This window comes from Nocardioides jiangsuensis (assembly GCF_019679455.1).
In the GTDB taxonomy this organism is placed as follows: domain Bacteria; phylum Actinomycetota; class Actinomycetes; order Propionibacteriales; family Nocardioidaceae; genus Nocardioides_C; species Nocardioides_C jiangsuensis.
The window spans coordinates 1,434,056-1,450,443 of record NZ_JAIEZQ010000002.1 but is presented as its reverse complement, the minus strand read 5'-3'; the positions used below and the strand labels follow the sequence as shown (position 1 = coordinate 1,450,443).

The 16,388-nt window shown below is 70.9% G+C and carries 13 protein-coding genes; 1 reads left to right on the top strand and 12 read right to left on the bottom strand.

Annotation, left to right across the window (positions count from 1 at the left end; all coding sequences use genetic code 11):
• Positions 1-100: 100 nt before the first annotated feature.
• The 4 genes from K1X13_RS15335 to K1X13_RS15320 form a co-directional block, all read right to left on the bottom strand.
• The gene (locus K1X13_RS15335) at positions 101-1,111 is read right to left on the bottom strand and encodes an ABC transporter permease (RefSeq protein WP_221025875.1); all 1,011 of its coding nucleotides are present in this window, start codon (positions 1,109-1,111) and stop codon (positions 101-103) included.
• Between the two features lie 260 nt (positions 1,112-1,371).
• Positions 1,372-3,186 (bottom strand): aspartate--tRNA ligase, encoded by a 1,815-nt coding sequence (gene aspS / locus K1X13_RS15330; RefSeq protein ID WP_221025874.1) that lies wholly within the window; start codon positions 3,184-3,186, stop codon positions 1,372-1,374.
• Entirely contained in the window at positions 3,183-4,562 is a 1,380-nt protein-coding gene (gene hisS / locus K1X13_RS15325; RefSeq protein ID WP_221025873.1) for a histidine--tRNA ligase, read from the bottom strand. The genes aspS and hisS overlap by 4 nt, the downstream gene beginning before the upstream one ends.
• Before the next feature lie 5 nt (positions 4,563-4,567).
• Positions 4,568-5,284: an MBL fold metallo-hydrolase gene (locus K1X13_RS15320; protein ID WP_221025872.1), complete on the bottom strand. Its 717-nt coding sequence runs from the start codon at positions 5,282-5,284 to the stop codon at positions 4,568-4,570.
• A gap of 293 nt (positions 5,285-5,577) precedes the next feature.
• Here K1X13_RS15320 and K1X13_RS15315 point away from each other — a divergent pair, with 293 nt between their 5' ends.
• Positions 5,578-6,828: a DUF349 domain-containing protein gene (locus K1X13_RS15315; protein ID WP_308249576.1), complete on the top strand. Its 1,251-nt coding sequence runs from the start codon at positions 5,578-5,580 to the stop codon at positions 6,826-6,828.
• 750 nt (positions 6,829-7,578) lie between these two features.
• Here the strand turns inward: K1X13_RS15315 and K1X13_RS15310 are convergent.
• The 8 genes from K1X13_RS15310 to ruvC all read right to left on the bottom strand — a co-directional run bounded on the left by K1X13_RS15310 (position 7,579) and on the right by ruvC (position 16,382).
• Positions 7,579-9,825 (bottom strand): RelA/SpoT family protein, encoded by a 2,247-nt coding sequence (locus K1X13_RS15310; protein WP_221026104.1) that lies wholly within the window; start codon positions 9,823-9,825, stop codon positions 7,579-7,581.
• Positions 9,826-10,037: 212 nt separating this feature from the next.
• The gene (locus K1X13_RS15305; protein ID WP_221025871.1) at positions 10,038-10,604 is read right to left on the bottom strand and encodes an adenine phosphoribosyltransferase; all 567 of its coding nucleotides are present in this window, start codon (positions 10,602-10,604) and stop codon (positions 10,038-10,040) included.
• 8 nt (positions 10,605-10,612) lie between these two features.
• Positions 10,613-11,845, bottom strand: a complete 1,233-nt coding sequence (gene secF, locus K1X13_RS15300; protein ID WP_221025870.1) for a protein translocase subunit SecF — start codon at positions 11,843-11,845, stop codon at positions 10,613-10,615.
• Complete coding sequence (gene secD, locus K1X13_RS15295) at positions 11,845-13,560, bottom strand: protein translocase subunit SecD (RefSeq protein WP_221025869.1); 1,716 nt, start codon at positions 13,558-13,560, stop codon at positions 11,845-11,847. The genes secF and secD overlap by 1 nt, the downstream gene beginning before the upstream one ends.
• Before the next feature lie 93 nt (positions 13,561-13,653).
• Positions 13,654-13,983 (bottom strand): preprotein translocase subunit YajC, encoded by a 330-nt coding sequence (gene yajC, locus K1X13_RS15290; RefSeq protein WP_308249575.1) that lies wholly within the window; start codon positions 13,981-13,983, stop codon positions 13,654-13,656.
• Positions 13,984-14,123: 140 nt separating this feature from the next.
• On the bottom strand, positions 14,124-15,173 hold the full coding sequence (gene ruvB, locus K1X13_RS15285; RefSeq protein ID WP_225915284.1) for a Holliday junction branch migration DNA helicase RuvB: 1,050 nt from the start codon (positions 15,171-15,173) through the stop codon (positions 14,124-14,126).
• A gap of 79 nt (positions 15,174-15,252) precedes the next feature.
• Entirely contained in the window at positions 15,253-15,861 is a 609-nt protein-coding gene (gene ruvA, locus K1X13_RS15280; protein ID WP_221025867.1) for a Holliday junction branch migration protein RuvA, read from the bottom strand.
• Positions 15,858-16,382, bottom strand: a complete 525-nt coding sequence (gene ruvC, locus K1X13_RS15275; RefSeq protein ID WP_221025866.1) for a crossover junction endodeoxyribonuclease RuvC — start codon at positions 16,380-16,382, stop codon at positions 15,858-15,860. Before ruvC ends, ruvA begins: the two co-directional genes overlap by 4 nt.
• Positions 16,383-16,388: the final 6 nt, after the last annotated feature.

Genomic DNA, 16,388 nt, shown 5'->3' with positions numbered 1-16,388 from the left:
TGCAAGCATTCCGACGGCGGTGATGGCAATGATCGGTTTCTTGAACCGCATTCCTAACCCACCCTTTCCTGGTTGGTTGTGCAATCCCGCGGTGAGTTGGTCACCGGCGAGTCTTGGGGTCGAAGGCGTCCCGGATCGAGTCGCCTAGGAGGTTGAGCGCGAGGACCAGCACCATGACGGTCACTACGGGCGCCCAGAGGTAGAGCGGGTACTCGGCGTAGGAGTTCACCGCGTCGTTGATGGTCTGCCCCAGCGAGGGGACGCCGGTGAGGCCGATGCCCAGGTAGGACAGGCCCGCCTCGGCGGCGACGTACGCCGGCAGGGTCAACGACGTGGCGACCACGATCGGCGCGACGAGGTTCGGCAGCAGCTCCTTGAACAGGATGCGCCGGGTCGGGACCCCCATGACCTGCGCGGCCTGGACGAACTCACGCTCGCGCAGGGAGAGGACCTGGCCGCGGATCAGACGCGCCAGGGCCATCCAGCCGAACACCACCAGCACGCTCACCAGCGCGATCACCTGGGCCTTCGACAGCGCCTCGAGGTTGGTGGAGAAGCGGGAGATGATGATCGGCGCCAGCGCCAGCGCGCCGAGCAGGAACGGGAACGACAGGAACAGGTCGATCACGAACGAGATCAGCCGGTCGAGCCAGCCGCGGGCGAAGCCGGCCACCAGGCCGATGCTCACGCCGATGACGGTGGAGAGGATCGTCGCGGCGGCCGCCACGGAGAGCGACGTCCGGATTCCGTACAGCAGCCTGGCCAGGTTGTCGTACCCGGTGCGCGGGGCGAGGCCGAGCGGGTGCTCCCACGTGAATGGGTAGTACGGCGGTCCGATGGCCGGGAAGGTGTCGAAGGACAGCACCTCGCTCGGACGAGGCGACGCCGGGTCGGAGTTGTCCGGGTAGATCCCCCACAGGCTGCAGATGAGCGGAGCGAACAGGCCCATCAGGATCAGCAGCAGCACGACGGCCGAGGAGATGACGGCGACCTTGTCCTTGCGAAGGCGCTCGAACGCGATGCGCGTCGGGGACTTGCCGGCGATCTTCTTGTCGACCGGCTCGCCGGGCGGAAGCTCGTGCTCGAGCTGCTCCAGGTCCGCAGTAGTCATTGACACCTATTCCTCACGTGGTGGCCTGTTTCACAGCCGGAGTGGACTCTAATCCACCGGTTGTTTCAACCCGGCGCATGGCAGATAACGATCTGATACCGGCCGACCCCCCTTCGTTCGCTGAGCGAACAGGGGGCGCGGCACGCACGACAACGCGCCACGACTCACCGGTTCGGAGAGTCGTGGCGCGCCGTGCCGGGGCGGTCGCGGGGACCGGTTCCCGGCGTGTCGTGCCTTGTCGTGGCGGGGCGGAGTGGGCCTCAGCCCTGCTGCTTCTCCCCCACCTCGTCCTTCGTGGACCTCACGCCCTTGGCGTCCTTAGACATCGGCGCGTCGACGCCCGCCTCGGCCCGCTGGGCCGCGGTGATCGGCGCCGGGGCGGCGGTCAGCGGGTCGTAGCCCGCGCCCGTCTTCGGGAAGGCGATCACGTCGCGGATCGAGTCCGTGCCGGAGAGCAGGGCACAGATCCGGTCCCACCCGAACGCGATGCCGCCGTGCGGCGGGGCGCCGTACTTGAACGCCTCGAGCAGGAACCCGAACTTCTCCTCGGCCTCGGCCTCGCCGATGCCCATCGTCGCGAAGACCCGCTTCTGCACGTCCTCGCGGTGGATACGGATCGAACCGCCACCGATCTCGTTGCCGTTGCAGACGATGTCGTAGGCGTAGGCGAGCGCCTCGCTCGGGTCCACGTCGAAGGTGTCCAGGCACTCGGGCTTGGGCGCGGTGAAGGCGTGGTGGACCGCGGTCCAGGCGCCACTGCCGACCGCGACGTCACCCGCGGCGGTCGCCTCGTCGGTCGGCTCGAACAGCGGGGCGTCGACGATCCAGACGAACTTCCACGCCGACTCGTCGATCAGGCCGACGCGCCGGCCGATCTCGAGCCGCGCGGCGCCGAGCAGGCCGCGCGAGTGCTTGCCGGGGCCGGCGGCGAAGAACACCGCGTCGCCGGGCTTCGCGCCCACGTGGTCGGCGAGTCCGGCCCGTTCGGTCTCGCTGAGGTTCTTGGCGACCGGGCCGCCGAGCTCACCGTCCGCACCCACGAGCACGTAGGCCAGGCCCCGCGCCCCGCGCTGCTTGGCCCACTCCTGCCAGGCGTCGAGCTGCTTGCGCGGCTGGTCCGCGCCGCCGGGCATGACCACCGCGCCGACGTACGGCGCCTGGAACACGCGGAACGGGGTGTCCTTGAAGTAGTCGGTGCACTCGACGAGCTCGAGGCCCATCCGCAGGTCGGGCTTGTCGGTGCCGAAGCGGCGCATCGACTCCTCGTAGCTGATCCGCGGGATCGGCGTCTCGATCTCGACCCCGATCAGCGCCCACAGCGCGCGGAGGATCTCCTCGGACAGCGCGATCACGTCGTCCTGCTCGACGAAGCTCATCTCGAGGTCGAGCTGGGTGAACTCCGGCTGCCGGTCGGCGCGGAAGTCCTCGTCGCGGTAGCAGCGCGCGATCTGGTAGTAGCGCTCCATGCCGGCGACCATCAGCAGCTGCTTGAACAGCTGCGGGCTCTGCGGCAGGGCGTACCAGCTGCCCGGCTGCAGGCGCGCGGGGACCAGGAAGTCGCGGGCACCCTCGGGCGTGGAGCGGGTCAGGGTCGGAGTCTCGACCTCGACGAAACCTTGAGAGTCGAGCACCTCGCGGGCCGCGCGGTTGACCTGGCTGCGCAGCCGCAGCGCCGCCGCGGGACCCGAGCGCCGCAGGTCGAGGTACCGGTGCTTGAGGCGCACCTCCTCCCCCACCTGGACGTGCTCGTCGATCGGGAACGGCAGCGGCGCGGCCTCGCTGAGCACCTCCACGTCGGCGGCGATCACCTCGATGTCGCCGGTGGGCAGGTGCGGGTTGGCGTTGCCCTCGGGCCGCTTGGCGACCTCGCCGGTGATCTTGAGGCAGTACTCCGAACGCAGGTGGTGCGCCACCTCCTCGTCGCGGACGACGACCTGCACCACTCCGGAGCCCTCCCGGAGGTCGAGGAAGGCGACGCCTCCGTGGTCGCGCCGTCGGCCGACCCACCCGGCCAGGGTGACGGTCTCTCCGACGTGGTCGGCCCGGAGGCTTCCGGCGTCATGCGTGCGGATCACGAGTGCTGCTCCTTGTCTGGGGACTGCTGGGTGAGGACGGCGGGGACGAGGTCCTCGGCGGGAGGCTGCCAGGTGGCCGGGTCCGCGGGCGTCTGCTCGCCGCTGCGGATGTCCTTGACCTGGTGGTCGGTGGCGGCGCCGTTCTCGTCGGCACCGAAGAACCACACGAAGGGGATGCCCCGCCGCTCGGCGTAGCGGATCTGCTTGCCGAACTTCTGCGGCGCGGCGGCCACCTCGGCGGGCACGCCGCCCGCGCGCAGCTGCTGGGCGACCGCGTCGCTGAGCGGTCGGGACGCCTCGTCGGGGAGCGCCACGAGTACGGCGGAGGGGACCGCCCGGCTTCCGGCGAGCACACCGCGGCTGAGCAGCGGCACGAGCGTGCGAGAGATGCCGAACGAGATCCCGACGCCCGGGTAGGTGGTCTTGCCGTCCGAGGCGAGCGCGTCGTACCGGCCGCCGCCGCCCACGGACTTGAGGAACTCGAAGCCCTCCATGAAGATCTCGAAGACCGTGCCCGTGTAGTAGTCCAGGCCGCGCGCCAGGCTCAGGCTCGCCTCGACGCTGAACCGGTCCCCGTTCACCGAGGAGCACCCCTCGACCACGGCGGCGAGCTCCTCGAGCCCCCTCGTGAGCAGGTCGTGCTCCACGCCGAGCGCGCGCACCTGGTCCACGAACGAGGTGTCGCGGGCGCTGATCTCGGCCAGGGACAGGCACTGCTTGGCCTGCTCCTCGGAGAGACCGGCCTCCGCGACCAGCATCTCCGCGACCGTCGTGGACGGCAGCTTGTCGAGCTTGTCGACGATCCGGATCACCTCGGCCGGGTCCGACGCGCCGATCCCGCGGTAGAACCCCTCGATGAGCTTGCGGTTGTTCACCCGCAGCTTCATCGGCGGAAGGGGAAGCACGGAGAGCGCCTCGGCCATGACCCGCGCCACCTCGATGTCGAAGTGGAAGGGCAGCTCGTCCTTCATGACGACGTCGATGTCGGCTTGGGCGAACTCGCGGTAGCGCCCTTCCTGGGGCCGCTCCCCCCGCCAGGCCTTCTGGATCTGGTAGCGCCGGAAGGGGAACTCGAGCTTGCCGGCGTTCTCCAGCACGTAGCGCGCGAACGGCACGGTCAGGTCGAAGTGCAGGCCGATGCCCGCGTCGGTGTCAGCCTGCTCCGGGTCGGCCTGCAGCCGGCGCAGGACATAGACCTCCTTGGAGGTCTCGCCCTTGCGCAGCAGGTTGTCGAGGGGCTCGACCGCGCGGGTCTCGACGGGGGCGAAGCCGTGCAGCTCGAAGGTACGGCGCAGCGAGTCGGTGACGCGCTGCTCCACGAACTTCTGCTCGGGCAGCAGCTCGGGAAACCCGCTCAGGGGGGTGGGTTTGCTCATCGGTCCTAGAGGCCTCTGGTGGGGGAAGGTGTCGACTCGCCCGGGTCGCGGACGAGGTCGAGGAGGTAGGGGTTGGTGGCGCGCTCGCGCGCGATGCTGGTCTGCTCACCGTGGCCGGGCAGCACGACGATGTCGTCGCGCAGCGGCAGCACCTTGGTGGCCAGGCTCCGCAGCATCGTCGGATGGTCGCCGCCGGGGAGGTCGGTCCGGCCGATGGAGCCGGCGAAGAGCAGGTCCCCGGAGAACATGATCTCGGCGACGTCCTGCTCGTCGTACGGCGTCCGGAAGGTGACCGAGCCGGGGGTGTGCCCCGGGGTGTGGTCCACGAGGAACTCGAGGCCGGCGAGCTCGAGGGTCTGCCCGTCGCCGAGCTCGGACACCTCGTCGGGCTCCGCGAACTCGTACTTCCCGCCCAGCAGCATCCCGGCGGTCTCGCGCGACATCCCCGCCATCGGGTCGCTCAGCAGGTGCCGGTCGGCCGGGTGGATGTACGCCGTGGCGTCGTACGTGCCGGAGACCGGGGCCACGCACCACATGTGGTCGATGTGCCCGTGGGTCACCAGCACGGAGACGGGCTTCAGATTGTGCTCGCGCACCACCCCCGCCACGCCGTCGGCGGCGTCCTTCCCGGGGTCGACGACGACGCACTCCTGACCGGGACCGGTCGCGACGACGTAGCAGTTGGTCCCCCAGGGACCGGCCGGAAAGCCTGCAATCAGCACGCGTGCCTTCTCCTGCACATCTCGGGGTGCGTCGGGGACGCATGGGACCCCCGAAGCCTACCGAGGGGTCGTCCGGCCGCGTTAACCGTGTGGGTCGGGGCCGTTATGCGCTTGTAGCCGTAATCCCGTGCTTGGACCGGCTCCCCCGACCTAGACTCACCTGCCGTGGTCTCAACGAGGCGCGCCAGCGCGTGGACCGACCACGGGTCAGACGGTGTGGCCGCTTCGCGTGGGGGAACTGACTACGATGCTGTAGCAGTGGACCGCACCCTGACACTGATAGAGGTAACCCGGTGAACAGCTCCGACAGCGACCAGGCAACAGACCAGTGGGGTCGCGTGTCCGAGGACGGCTCGGTCTTCGTCCGCACGGCGGACGGTGAGCGCAAGGTCGGTCAGATGCCCGACGCCACGGGCGAGGAGGCGCTGGCGTTCTACACCAAGCGGTTCGACGACCTCGCCTTCGAGGTGGAGCTGCTCGAGCAGCGGGTGAAGAGCGGTGCGCTGGCTCCCGACGAGGCGACCGCCGCGGTCAAGCAGGTGCACGCCACGATCGTCGACGCCCAGGCCGTGGGCGACCTCGCCGGGCTCGACGCCCGGCTGCAGGCGCTGAACTCCACGATCGAGGAGCGCCGCGAGCAGCGGAAGGCCGAGCGGGCCAAGCGCGTCGAGGAGGCCCGGGTCGCCAAGGAGCGGATCGCCGGCGAGGCCGAGACGATCTCCGAGAGCAACGACTGGCGCAACGGGGCCAACCGGATGCGCGATCTGCTGGAGGAGTGGAAGGCGCTCCCCCGCCTGGACAAGAGCACCGACGACGCCCTGTGGCGCCGGTTCTCCACCGCCCGTACGACGTACACCCGCCGCCGCAAGTCGCACTTCTCCGAGCTGAACGAGAAGCGCGACTCCGCCCGCGTGATCAAGGAGCGGCTCGTCGTCGAGGCCGAGGCGCTCGCGGGTTCCACCGAGTGGGGCCCGACGTCGGGCAAGTACCGCGAGCTCATGCGGCAGTGGAAGGCGGCCGGTCCGGCGCCGAAGGGCGTCGACGACCAGCTGTGGAAGCGTTTCCGCGGCGCGCAGGACCAGTTCTTCGGCGCGCGCGACGCCGCCAACGCCGAGCTCGACCGCGAGTTCGCGGCGAACGCGGAGAAGAAGGAGGCCCTGCTCGTCGAGGCCGAGGCCCTCGTCCCGGTCACCGACCTGCGCGTGGCCAAGGAGGCCTTCCGCGACCTGGCCGAGCGCTGGGACGCTGCCGGCAAGGTTCCCCGCGACCGGATGAAGGACCTCGAGGGCCGGATGCGCAAGGTCGAGCAGGCCATCCGCGGAGTCGAGGACGACCAGTGGCGGCGCTCTAACCCCGAGGCCCGCGCCCGCGCCGCGGACACCGTCGCCCAGCTCGAGTCCTCCATCGCGGAGCTCGAGGCCAAGCGCGACAAGGCCGCCGCGGCCGGGAACACCCGCAAGGCCGACGAGCACGCGAGCGCCATCGAGGCCCGCCGCTCCTGGCTCACCGAGGCGCAGAAGGCGCTGGAGGAGTTCTCCGGCTGAGGCTGCCGAGCGCCGTACCGCACGCTGTGTCGAGCGGGCCGACCCCGTCGGGTCGGCCCGCTCGGTGTCTTCTGGCGTGGTGTGTGACGGAGGCGGGTGGCGGGGTACGACGCCGCGTGCGGTCGGCAACGGGGCCGGGTTACCGGCGCTGATGGCGGCGGGGTGGCGGGTACGGCGCCACGTGCGGTCGGCCCGCTCGAGTGCCGCTCCTGGTTCGCCCGGGCCAGAACAGCTCATGTGCGCCGTTGCGGCCCCGATCCGGTGCCGTTCGCGGGCCAGAACAGCGCACGTGCGCTCTTGCGGCCCCGGTCCGGCCGGGGCAGCTGTGTCGGGGCGCCGTGCATTGCTGCCCGACCCCAACGTCACATGTGTTCTGTTGTGACACGGTGCGGCGCGGAATCGGTGTCACGACGGCGCACGTGCGCTCGTGCGGCCCCGGACTGTCCGGGGCAACTGTGGCGCCGCGCCTCTGCTGCCCCGACCCGAACGGCACATGTTGTGCTGTTGTGACACGGTCGGCCGCGGAATCGGCGCCACAAAGGCGCACGTGCGCTGTTGTGACCCCGGTCTGGCCGGGGCTGCTGTGTCGGGGCGCCGCGCATTCTGCTCCCCCAACCCGAACGGCACATGTGTGCTGTTGTGACACGGTCGGCCGCGGAATCGGTGTCACAACGGCACACGTGTGCCGTTGTGTCGGTCCCCTGGCCCGGCGAGGCGGCCGCGAACGACCCAGCGGGTACGGCGCCGCGGCTACTGCGTCACGCGGTAGGCGTCGAACACGCCGTCGACCGACCGGACCGCCTTGAGGACGTGGCCGAGGTGCTTGGGGTCGCCCATCTCGAAGGTGAACCGGGACTTCGCGACACGGTCCCGGGTGGTCTGCAGCGACGCGGCCAGGATGTTCACGTGCACGTCGGAGAGCACCTTGGTGATGTCCGAGAGCAACCGGGCCCGGTCGAGCGCCTCGACCTGGATGTTCACCAGGAACATCGACTGCGCGGTCGGCGCCCACTCCACCTCGACGAGCCGCTCGGGCTGCGACTTGAGGCTGGAGGCGTTCGTGCAGTCGGCACGGTGCACGGAGACGCCCGCGCCGCGCGTGACGAAGCCGAGGATCGCATCGCCCGGCACCGGCGTGCAGCACTTGGCGAGCTTGACCCACACGTCGGAGATCCCGCGCACGATGACACCGGCGTCGCCGCCCGCGGACTGCTTGGCCCGGGCCCGTTCGCTGGTGATCCGGACACCCTCGGCGAGGTCCTCCGCGGCACCCTCCTCGCCGCCGTACAGGTCGATGACCCGGCGTACGACGGTCTGGGCGCCCAGGTTGCCCTCGCCGACCGCGGCGTAGAGCGCGGACACGTCGGAAAGCCGCATCTCGGTGGCCACGGTGCTCAACGTCTCGTGGGTGAGCACCCGCTTGAGCGGCTGCCCCTCCTTGCGCATCAGCCGGGCGATCTGCTCCTTGCCCTGCTCGATGGCCTCCTCGCGGCGCTCCTTGGTGAACCACTGGCGGATCTTGTTGCGGGCGCGCGGGGACTTCACGAACGCGAGCCAGTCGCGGGACGGTCCGGCGTTCGGCGCCTTGGAGGTGAACACCTCGACCACGTCGCCGTTGTCGAGCGTCGACTCCAGCGGCACCAGCCGGCCGTTGACGCGGGCACCGATGGTGCGGTGCCCGACCTCGGTGTGGATCGCGTAGGCGAAGTCGATCGGCGTGGACCCGGTCGGCAGCGCCATCACGTCGCCGCGCGGGGTGAACACGTACACCTCGGCGGAGTTGATCTCGAAGCGCAGCGACTCCAGGAACTCCCCCGGGTCCTCGGTCTCCTGCTGCCAGTCGAGCAGCTGGCGGACCCAGGCCATGTCGGAGCTGCTCGTCTCGCGGGTCACCAACGACCGGTCGGTGTCGGTGCCGGAGCGCACGTCCTCCTTGTACTTCCAGTGTGCGGCGACGCCGTACTCCGCGCGGCGGTGCATGGCGAAGGTGCGGATCTGCAGCTCGACGGGCTTGCCCTGGAGACCGATCACCGTGGTGTGCAGCGACTGGTACATGTTGAACTTCGGCATCGCGATGAAGTCCTTGAACCGCCCCGCGACCGGGTTCCACCGGGAGTGCAGGACGCCGAGCACCGCGTAGCAGTCGCGGTCGGACTCGACCAGGATCCGGATGCCCACCAGGTCGTAGATGTCGGAGAACTCGCGTCCTCGCACGATCATCTTCTGGTAGATCGAGTAGTAGTGCTTCGGCCGTCCGGTGACGACCGCCTTGATCTTCGCCTCGCGCAGGTCGTTCTCGACCTGGGAGATCACCTGGGCCAGGAACTGGTCACGCGACGGCGCCCGCTCGGCGACCAGCCGCACGATCTCGTCGTAGATCTTCGGGTGCAGGGTCGCGAACGCGAGGTCCTCGAGCTCCCACTTGATGGTGTTCATGCCCAGCCGGTGGGCCAGGGGCGCGAAGATCTCCAGGGTCTCGCGGGCGATCCGCTCCTGCTTGTCCTGCTTGAGGTAGCGCAGCGTGCGCATGTTGTGCAGGCGGTCGGCGAGCTTGATGACCAGGACCCGGATGTCCCGGCTCATCGCGACGATCATCTTGCGGATCGTCTCGGCCTGGGCGGAGTCGCCGTACTTGACCTTGTCCAGCTTGGTCACGCCGTCGACGAGCAGCGCGACCTCCTCGCCGAAGTCGTTGCGCAGCTCGGCCAGGGTGTACGACGTGTCCTCGACCGTGTCGTGGAGCAGCGCCGCGCAGATCGTCGACTCGGTCATGCCGATCTCGGCCAGGATCGTGGCGACGGCGAGCGGGTGGGTGATGTACGGGTCGCCGCTCTTGCGGGTCTGCGTGCCGTGCGCCTTCTCGGCGACCAGGTAGGCCCGCTCGATCAGCGCCAGGTCGGCCTTGGGGTGGTTCGCCCGCACCACCCGGAACAGCGGCTCGAGCACCGGGTTGCCGGCCGTGGACTTGGTCGCCATCCGGGCGAGCCGGGCGCGCATCCGGCGACCGGACGGCCCTCCCGGCGCGGGGGCGGGACGAGCCTCGGGCGTGCGGGCAGGCGTGTCCGGCGCGTCCACCTCGGGACTCGCGCCTCGCTCGTCAGCCACTGGCCACCCCTGCTCCCGTTCCGAACTCCCAGTCTATGCCTCGCCGCCTGAGCGGCAGGGCCCACGCGAGCCGACGCGGCGCAGGGTCGCGTCGTCCCCCGCGGTCAGACGGTCTTGACCGCCCGGAACGGCAGGTCCCCGACCGCCGCCCGGCCGGGCAGGAACGACAGCTCCATGAGTACGGCGACCCCGGCGACCCGACCGCCGCACTGCTCGATGAGCTTCGCGGTCGCGGCGACCGTGCCCCCGGTGGCCAGCACGTCGTCGACGATCAGGACGCGCTCGCCCTCGCGGATCGAGTCGCGGTGCAGCTCGAGCGTGGCGCTGCCGTACTCGAGGTCGTACTCGACGGCGTGCGTGGGACCTGGCAGCTTGCCCGCCTTGCGGACCGGGATGAACCCGGCGCCGAGCGCGAGCGCCACCGGGGCCGCGAGGATGAACCCGCGGGCCTCCATCCCGACCACCTTGTCCACGATCACGGCGCCGTCGGCGTCACGACCGGACCGGGCGAGCGTCTCGATCACCGCCGAGAACCCGTCGTGGTCCGCGAGCAGCGGGGTGATGTCCTTGAACACCACACCCGGCTCCGGGAAGTCCGGGATGTCGCGGATCAGCGTGTCGAGGTGCCCCTGGAGCCACGCGTCGTGCGCCTCGCGCTCCGTCTCGGTCATCTCCGGGCTCACTTCTTGCCGCGCTGCGAGCGGGGTTTGCGCGAGGGCTGCGCCCGCTTCGCCGACGCGGAGTTGCTGACCGCGCGCGACGCGGGCCGCTCCCCCGCGGTGTAGCGCGGGGCCCGGCCGGAGCCGACCGCACTCGGCGCGACGTCGTCCTCCACCTCGTCGCGGTCGTCACCCGTGGGCTCGTCGTGCACCGGCATGTCGTCGGTGAAGACCGGGACGGCGGCGTACCGGTCGACCTCGTGGTGGCGCGCCCGGGTGGTGGCCCGGGCGTCGCCGCGCTGGATCGCGGGCTCGCGCATCTTCAGCTGCACCAGCAGCGGAGTGGCGATGAAGATCGACGAGTAGGCACCCGCGGCCATGCCGACGAACAGCGCGAGCGCGAGGTCCTTCAACGCGCCCGAGCCCAGGGTCACCACGCCGGCGTAGAGCAGCGCGCCGACCGGCAGCAGCGCCACGATCGACGTGTTGATCGACCGGACCAGGGTCTGGTTGACCGCCAGGTTCGCGGCCTCGCGGTAGGTCTTCCGCGAGCGGGAGAGGTTCTTGGTGTTCTCCCGGACCTTGTCGAAGACCACGACCGTGTCGTAGAGCGAGAAGCCGAGGATCGTCAGCACACCGGTCACGGTGGCCGGGGTGACCTCGAAGCCGGAGATCGCGTAGACACCCACCGTGATCACCACGTCGTGGACGAGGGCGACCAGCGCGGCCACCGACATCTTCCACTCGCGGAAGTAGGCCCAGATGAAGAGCACGACGAGCACGGTGAAGACACCGAGGCCGATCAGCGCGCGGTCGGCGACCTGCTGGCCCCAGGTGGCGCCGATGGCGGCCTGGCTGATGTCGTCCTCGCCGACGCCGGCGGCCTCCTGGATCGCCTCCGACACCGCGGTCGCGTCGTCGTTGTCGGGCATCGGCTCGGTCTGCACCCGGATGGTGTCGGTGCCCGAGGTGTTCACGATCGGCGCCGAGGCCGCGTCGATGCCGGTGCCGACCACGGCGTCGCGGATGTCCTCCACGGCCTGCTGGTCGGCCTCACCGGGCGCCATCGCGACGCGGTACTCCACACCGCCCTCGAACTCGATGCCCATGTTCAGGCCCTTGAAGTACAGCCCGGCCACCGCGACCAGCACGATGATCCCGGAGATGGTGTACCAGAGCATCCGGCGGCCGACGAAGTCGATGGAGACGTCGCCCTCGTAGAGCGCGTTCCCGAGACGAGACATCTTGCCCATCAGGCGTTCCCTCCAGCCGTGCGAGGACGGCGGACTCCGGGGAGCCGGTCCAGCCCGAGGTTCTCCGCATCCAGCCCGGACAGCTTGTGCCCGTTGTAGAAGAAGGGGAACCGGGCCAGCCACGACACCATCGGCTTGGTGAAGAAGAAGAAGACCACGATGTCGATGATCGTGCTGATGCCCAGCGCGAACGCGAAGCCCTTCACGACACCGATGGCGAAGATGTAGAGCACCACGGCGGCGAGCAGCGAGACCGCGTCGGCGGCGAGGCAGGTGGCCCGGGCGCGGACCCAGCCCGCCTCGACGGCCACGCGCATCGACTTCCCGTCGCGCATCTCGTCACGTATCCGCTCGAAGTAGACGATGAACGAGTCCGCGGTGATACCCACCGCCACGATCAGGCCGGCGATGCCGGGCAGCGTGAGGGTGAACCCGACCGCCTCGCTCATCACCAGCACCGTGGCGTAGGTGACCGCGGCGGCCACCATCAACGAGGCGAAGACGACCAGGCCGAGGCCGCGGTAGTAGATCAGGCAGTAGACGAGCACCAGGGCGAGGCCGACGAGTCCGGCCCAGATGCCCGCGGCGAGCTGGTCGGAGGCCAGCGACGGCCCCTCCTCGGTGACGACGGGGGCGGTGAACTTCAGCGGCAGGGCGCCGTACTTGAGGCTGTTCGCCAGCGTCTGCGCCTCCTCCTGGGTGAAGTCGCCGCTGATCTGGGCGTTGCCGCCGGGGATCGGCTGGTTCACCTGCGGCGCGGAGATGACCTCGCCGTCGAGCACGATGGCGAACTGCTGACCGGTGCCCGCGAGCTGCTGGGTCACGTCGGCGAAGCTCTGCCGCGCGGTGCTGTCGAACGACAGGTCCACGACGTAGCCGACCTGGCCCTGCGGGATGCCGGAGCTGGCGTCCTTGAGCTGGGTGCCCTCGATCACCGCCGCCGACAGCAGGTACTTCGTGCCGTTCTCGTCGCAGGTGAGCAGCGGCTGGGCCTTCACGTCCTTGACGGGAGCAGCCACCTTGCCCTGCGCGGGGCAGGTGAAGGACTGGAACTTGGTGAGCCACTCGGAGCCGGGGTTGTTCATCCAGGCCAGGGGCTGGTCGACGGGCGCGCCCTTCGCGGGGGTCGCCTGGCCCGGGACCGGCTGGCCGGGCAGCGGCTGCGCGGAGGTCCCGGCACTGGGGCTGGCCGCGGCCGACGGCGAGGCGGCGGGAGCCGTCTTGTCGGCGCTCAGCAGCCCGCCGGAGAGCGCACGGCCTCTCGGCGAGGCGGACGCGGACGGCTTCGGGGTCGCCTTGCCCGACGGCTCGGCGGAGGGGGCGGCACTGCCCGAGGCGCTCGGCGACGCGGCACCGCTGGGGCCGGTGCTCGGCTGGGGCGCGGGGACACCGGGCGCCGCGGCGGCGACCAGGCGGAACCGCAGCTGCGCGGTCTGCTTGACCGTGTCGACGAGGTCCTTCCGGTTCTGCCCGGGGATCTCGACGATGATGTTGCGGTCTCCCTGCGTGGCGACCTCGGCCTCGGACACGCCGCTGCCGTTCACCCGGCTGTCGATGATGCCGGCGGCCTCCTCGAGCTTCTCCGGGGTGACCGCGTCACCGGTCTCGGTGCTCGCCTCGAGCGTGATCCGGGTACCGCCCTGGAGGTCCAGGCCGAGCTTCGGCTTCCAGCTGCCACCGAGCGCCACCGCGCCGAACAGGACGGCGATGACCATCCCGAAGACGATGAGCGTGCGCCCGGGGCGGGACGCTTTTGTCGCCACTGCTATGTGCTCCTCACATGCCGGACCGAGAGGTCCAGAAGTCTGTTACTGCTCGTCGGTGGCGCTGGGCGACTCGTCGGCGGCCGCGGGCGGCGGGGCCGGCGATACCGGCTCCTCGACGACCCGGACGACGGCCTGCCGGGCGACCTTCACCACGGTGCCGGGGGCAAGCTCGAGCCGCAGGGTGTCGTCGGCGACGTCCACCACGGTGCCGTAGATCCCCGAGCCCAGCATGACCTGGGATCCGGGGGCGACCTGCGACTGGATCGTCCTCATCTCCTGCTGGCGCTTGCGGGCCGGCCGGATCACGAGGAACCAGAAGGCGACGACGATGAGCAGGAGGGGAAAGATCCCGGCCAGATCCTCTGGCGACACGGTGACTCCTCAGGAGATGTTTGGGGGCATGCCACGAGGCCGGACCAAACGGCCGACGGTGAAGTCTAACTGCCGTTCCTGAGTGGTGTTGCGCACACAGCCGGGGCATACGTCACGAATGCGTATCGGGCGGGCGCCCGTCAGTCGTCGGTGAACAGGTCCGCCTCGGCGGCCGACACACCCTGCGCCCCGCTGAACGCCGCGGTGGACGGCACCGCGAGCCCGAGGTGCTGCCAGGCCGCGGGGGTGGCCACCCGGCCCCGAGGAGTACGGGCGAGCAGGCCGGAACGGACCAGGAACGGCTCGGCGACCTCCTCCACCGTCTCCCGCTCCTCCCCCACGGCCACCGCCAGGGTGCTGACCCCCACGGGACCCCCGCCGAATCGGCGGCAGAGCACGTCGAGCACGGCCCGGTCGAGCCGGTCGAGACCGGACTGGTCTACCTCGTAGAGGTCGAGCGCGCGGTGCGCGATCTCCAGGGTGACGGTGCCGTCGGCGCGGACCTGGGCGTAGTCGCGGACCCGGCGGAGCAGCCGGTTGGCGATCCGCGGGGTCCCGCGGGAGCGGGAGGCGATCTCGCCGGCACCGCCGTCGGTCAGCGTGACGCCGAGCAGCCCCGCGGAGCGGCGCACGATCAGGTCGAGGTCGGCGGGCTCGTAGAACTCGAGGTGGGCGGTGAACCCGAACCGGTCGCGCAGCGGGCTGGGCAGCAGGCCGGCACGCGTGGTGGCACCGACCAGGGTGAACGGCGGGATCTCCAGCGGGATGGCGGTGGCGCCGGGGCCCTTGCCGATGACGACGTCGACCCGGAAGTCCTCCATCGCCATGTAGAGCATCTCCTCGGCGGGCCGCGACATCCGGTGGATCTCGTCGACGAAGAGCACGTCGCCGTCGTTCATCCCCGACAGGATCGCGGCCAGGTCGCCGGCGTGGGTGATCGCCGGGCCGGAGGTCAGCCGCAGCGGGCTCGACATCTCCGCGGCGATGATCATCGCGAGCGTGGTCTTGCCCAGCCCGGGCGGACCGGAGAGCAGGACGTGGTCGGGGGCCCGGTTACGCCCGCGGGCGGCCTCGAGCACCAGGGAGAGCTGCTCGCGCACCCGCTCCTGGCCGATCACCTCGTCGAGGGAGCGGGGGCGCAGAGCCGCCTCGACCGCGCGCTCGTCGCCCTCGGCCTCGGCGGTCACCAGCGCCCGGCTCTCGACGTAGTCGGTCTCCGCGGCGTCGTAGTCCGCCTCGGTCGTCCTCCTGCTGCGCTCGGTCACCGGGTCAGGCCTTGCTCAGCGTCCGGAGCGCGGCGCGCAGCAGCGCGGCCACGTCGGGCGAGGGCGCGCTCCCGGCCTCGGGGGCGACCGCCTCGACGGCCTTCTCGGCCTCCTTGGCCGACCAGCCGAGGCCGACCAGCCCGGCGTGCACCTGGTCGCGCCACGGCTCCGCGGCCGCCGCCGGGGCGGTGCGCGCGGACGCGCTGCCGACGGGGGCGCCGATCCGGTCCTTGAGCTCGAGGATGATCCGCTGGGCGCCCTTCTGCCCGATGCCGGGCACCGTGGTGAGCGCCTTGACGTCCTCGGTGGTGACCGCGCGGCGGAGCTCGTCGGGCGAGTGCACCGCCAGCATCGCCTGGGCCAGCTTGGGGCCCACCCCGCTGGCGGTGAGCAGCATCTCGAAGACCGACTTCTCGTCCTCGTCGATGAACCCGAACAGGGTCAGCGACTCCTCGCGGACGATCATGCTCGTCGGGAGCGTCGCCTCGGCGCCGGTGCGCAGCTGGGCCAGCGTGCCCGGGGTGCAGTTCAGCTCGAGGCCGACTCCCCCGACCTCGAGCACCGCAGAGCTCAGGGTCAGCCCGGCGACGGTTCCTCTCACGAACGCGATCAACGTGCTCTCCTCCCGGCCGCGGCGACCGCGGCCTCGATCCTGCTCTGGGCGGCGCCGCGCCAGATGTGGCAGATGGCCAGCGCCAGGGCGTCCGCGGCGTCCGCGGGCTTGGGGGTCTGGGTGAGCCGGAGCAGCCGGGTGACCATGATCCCGATCTGCGCCTTGTCGGCGCGGCCGCTGCCGCTGACCGCGGCCTTGACCTCGCTCGGGGTGTGCAGGGCGACCGGGATCCCGCGCTTGGCGGCGGCCACCATGGCGATCCCGCTGGCCTGCGCGGTGCCCATCACCGTGCTCACGTTGTGCTGGCTGAACACCCGCTCCACGGCGACCGCGTCGGGCTCGTGCACGTCCAGCCAGTGCTCGACCTCGGCCTCGATCCGGCACAGCCGCAGCGGGACGGCCATGTCGGCGGGGGTCCGCACGACGCCGACGTCGAGCATGTGCAGCGGCCGTCCGACCGAGCCCTCGACGACGCCGAGACCGCAGCGGGTCAGCCCCGGGTCGATCCCGAGCACGCGCACGACGCT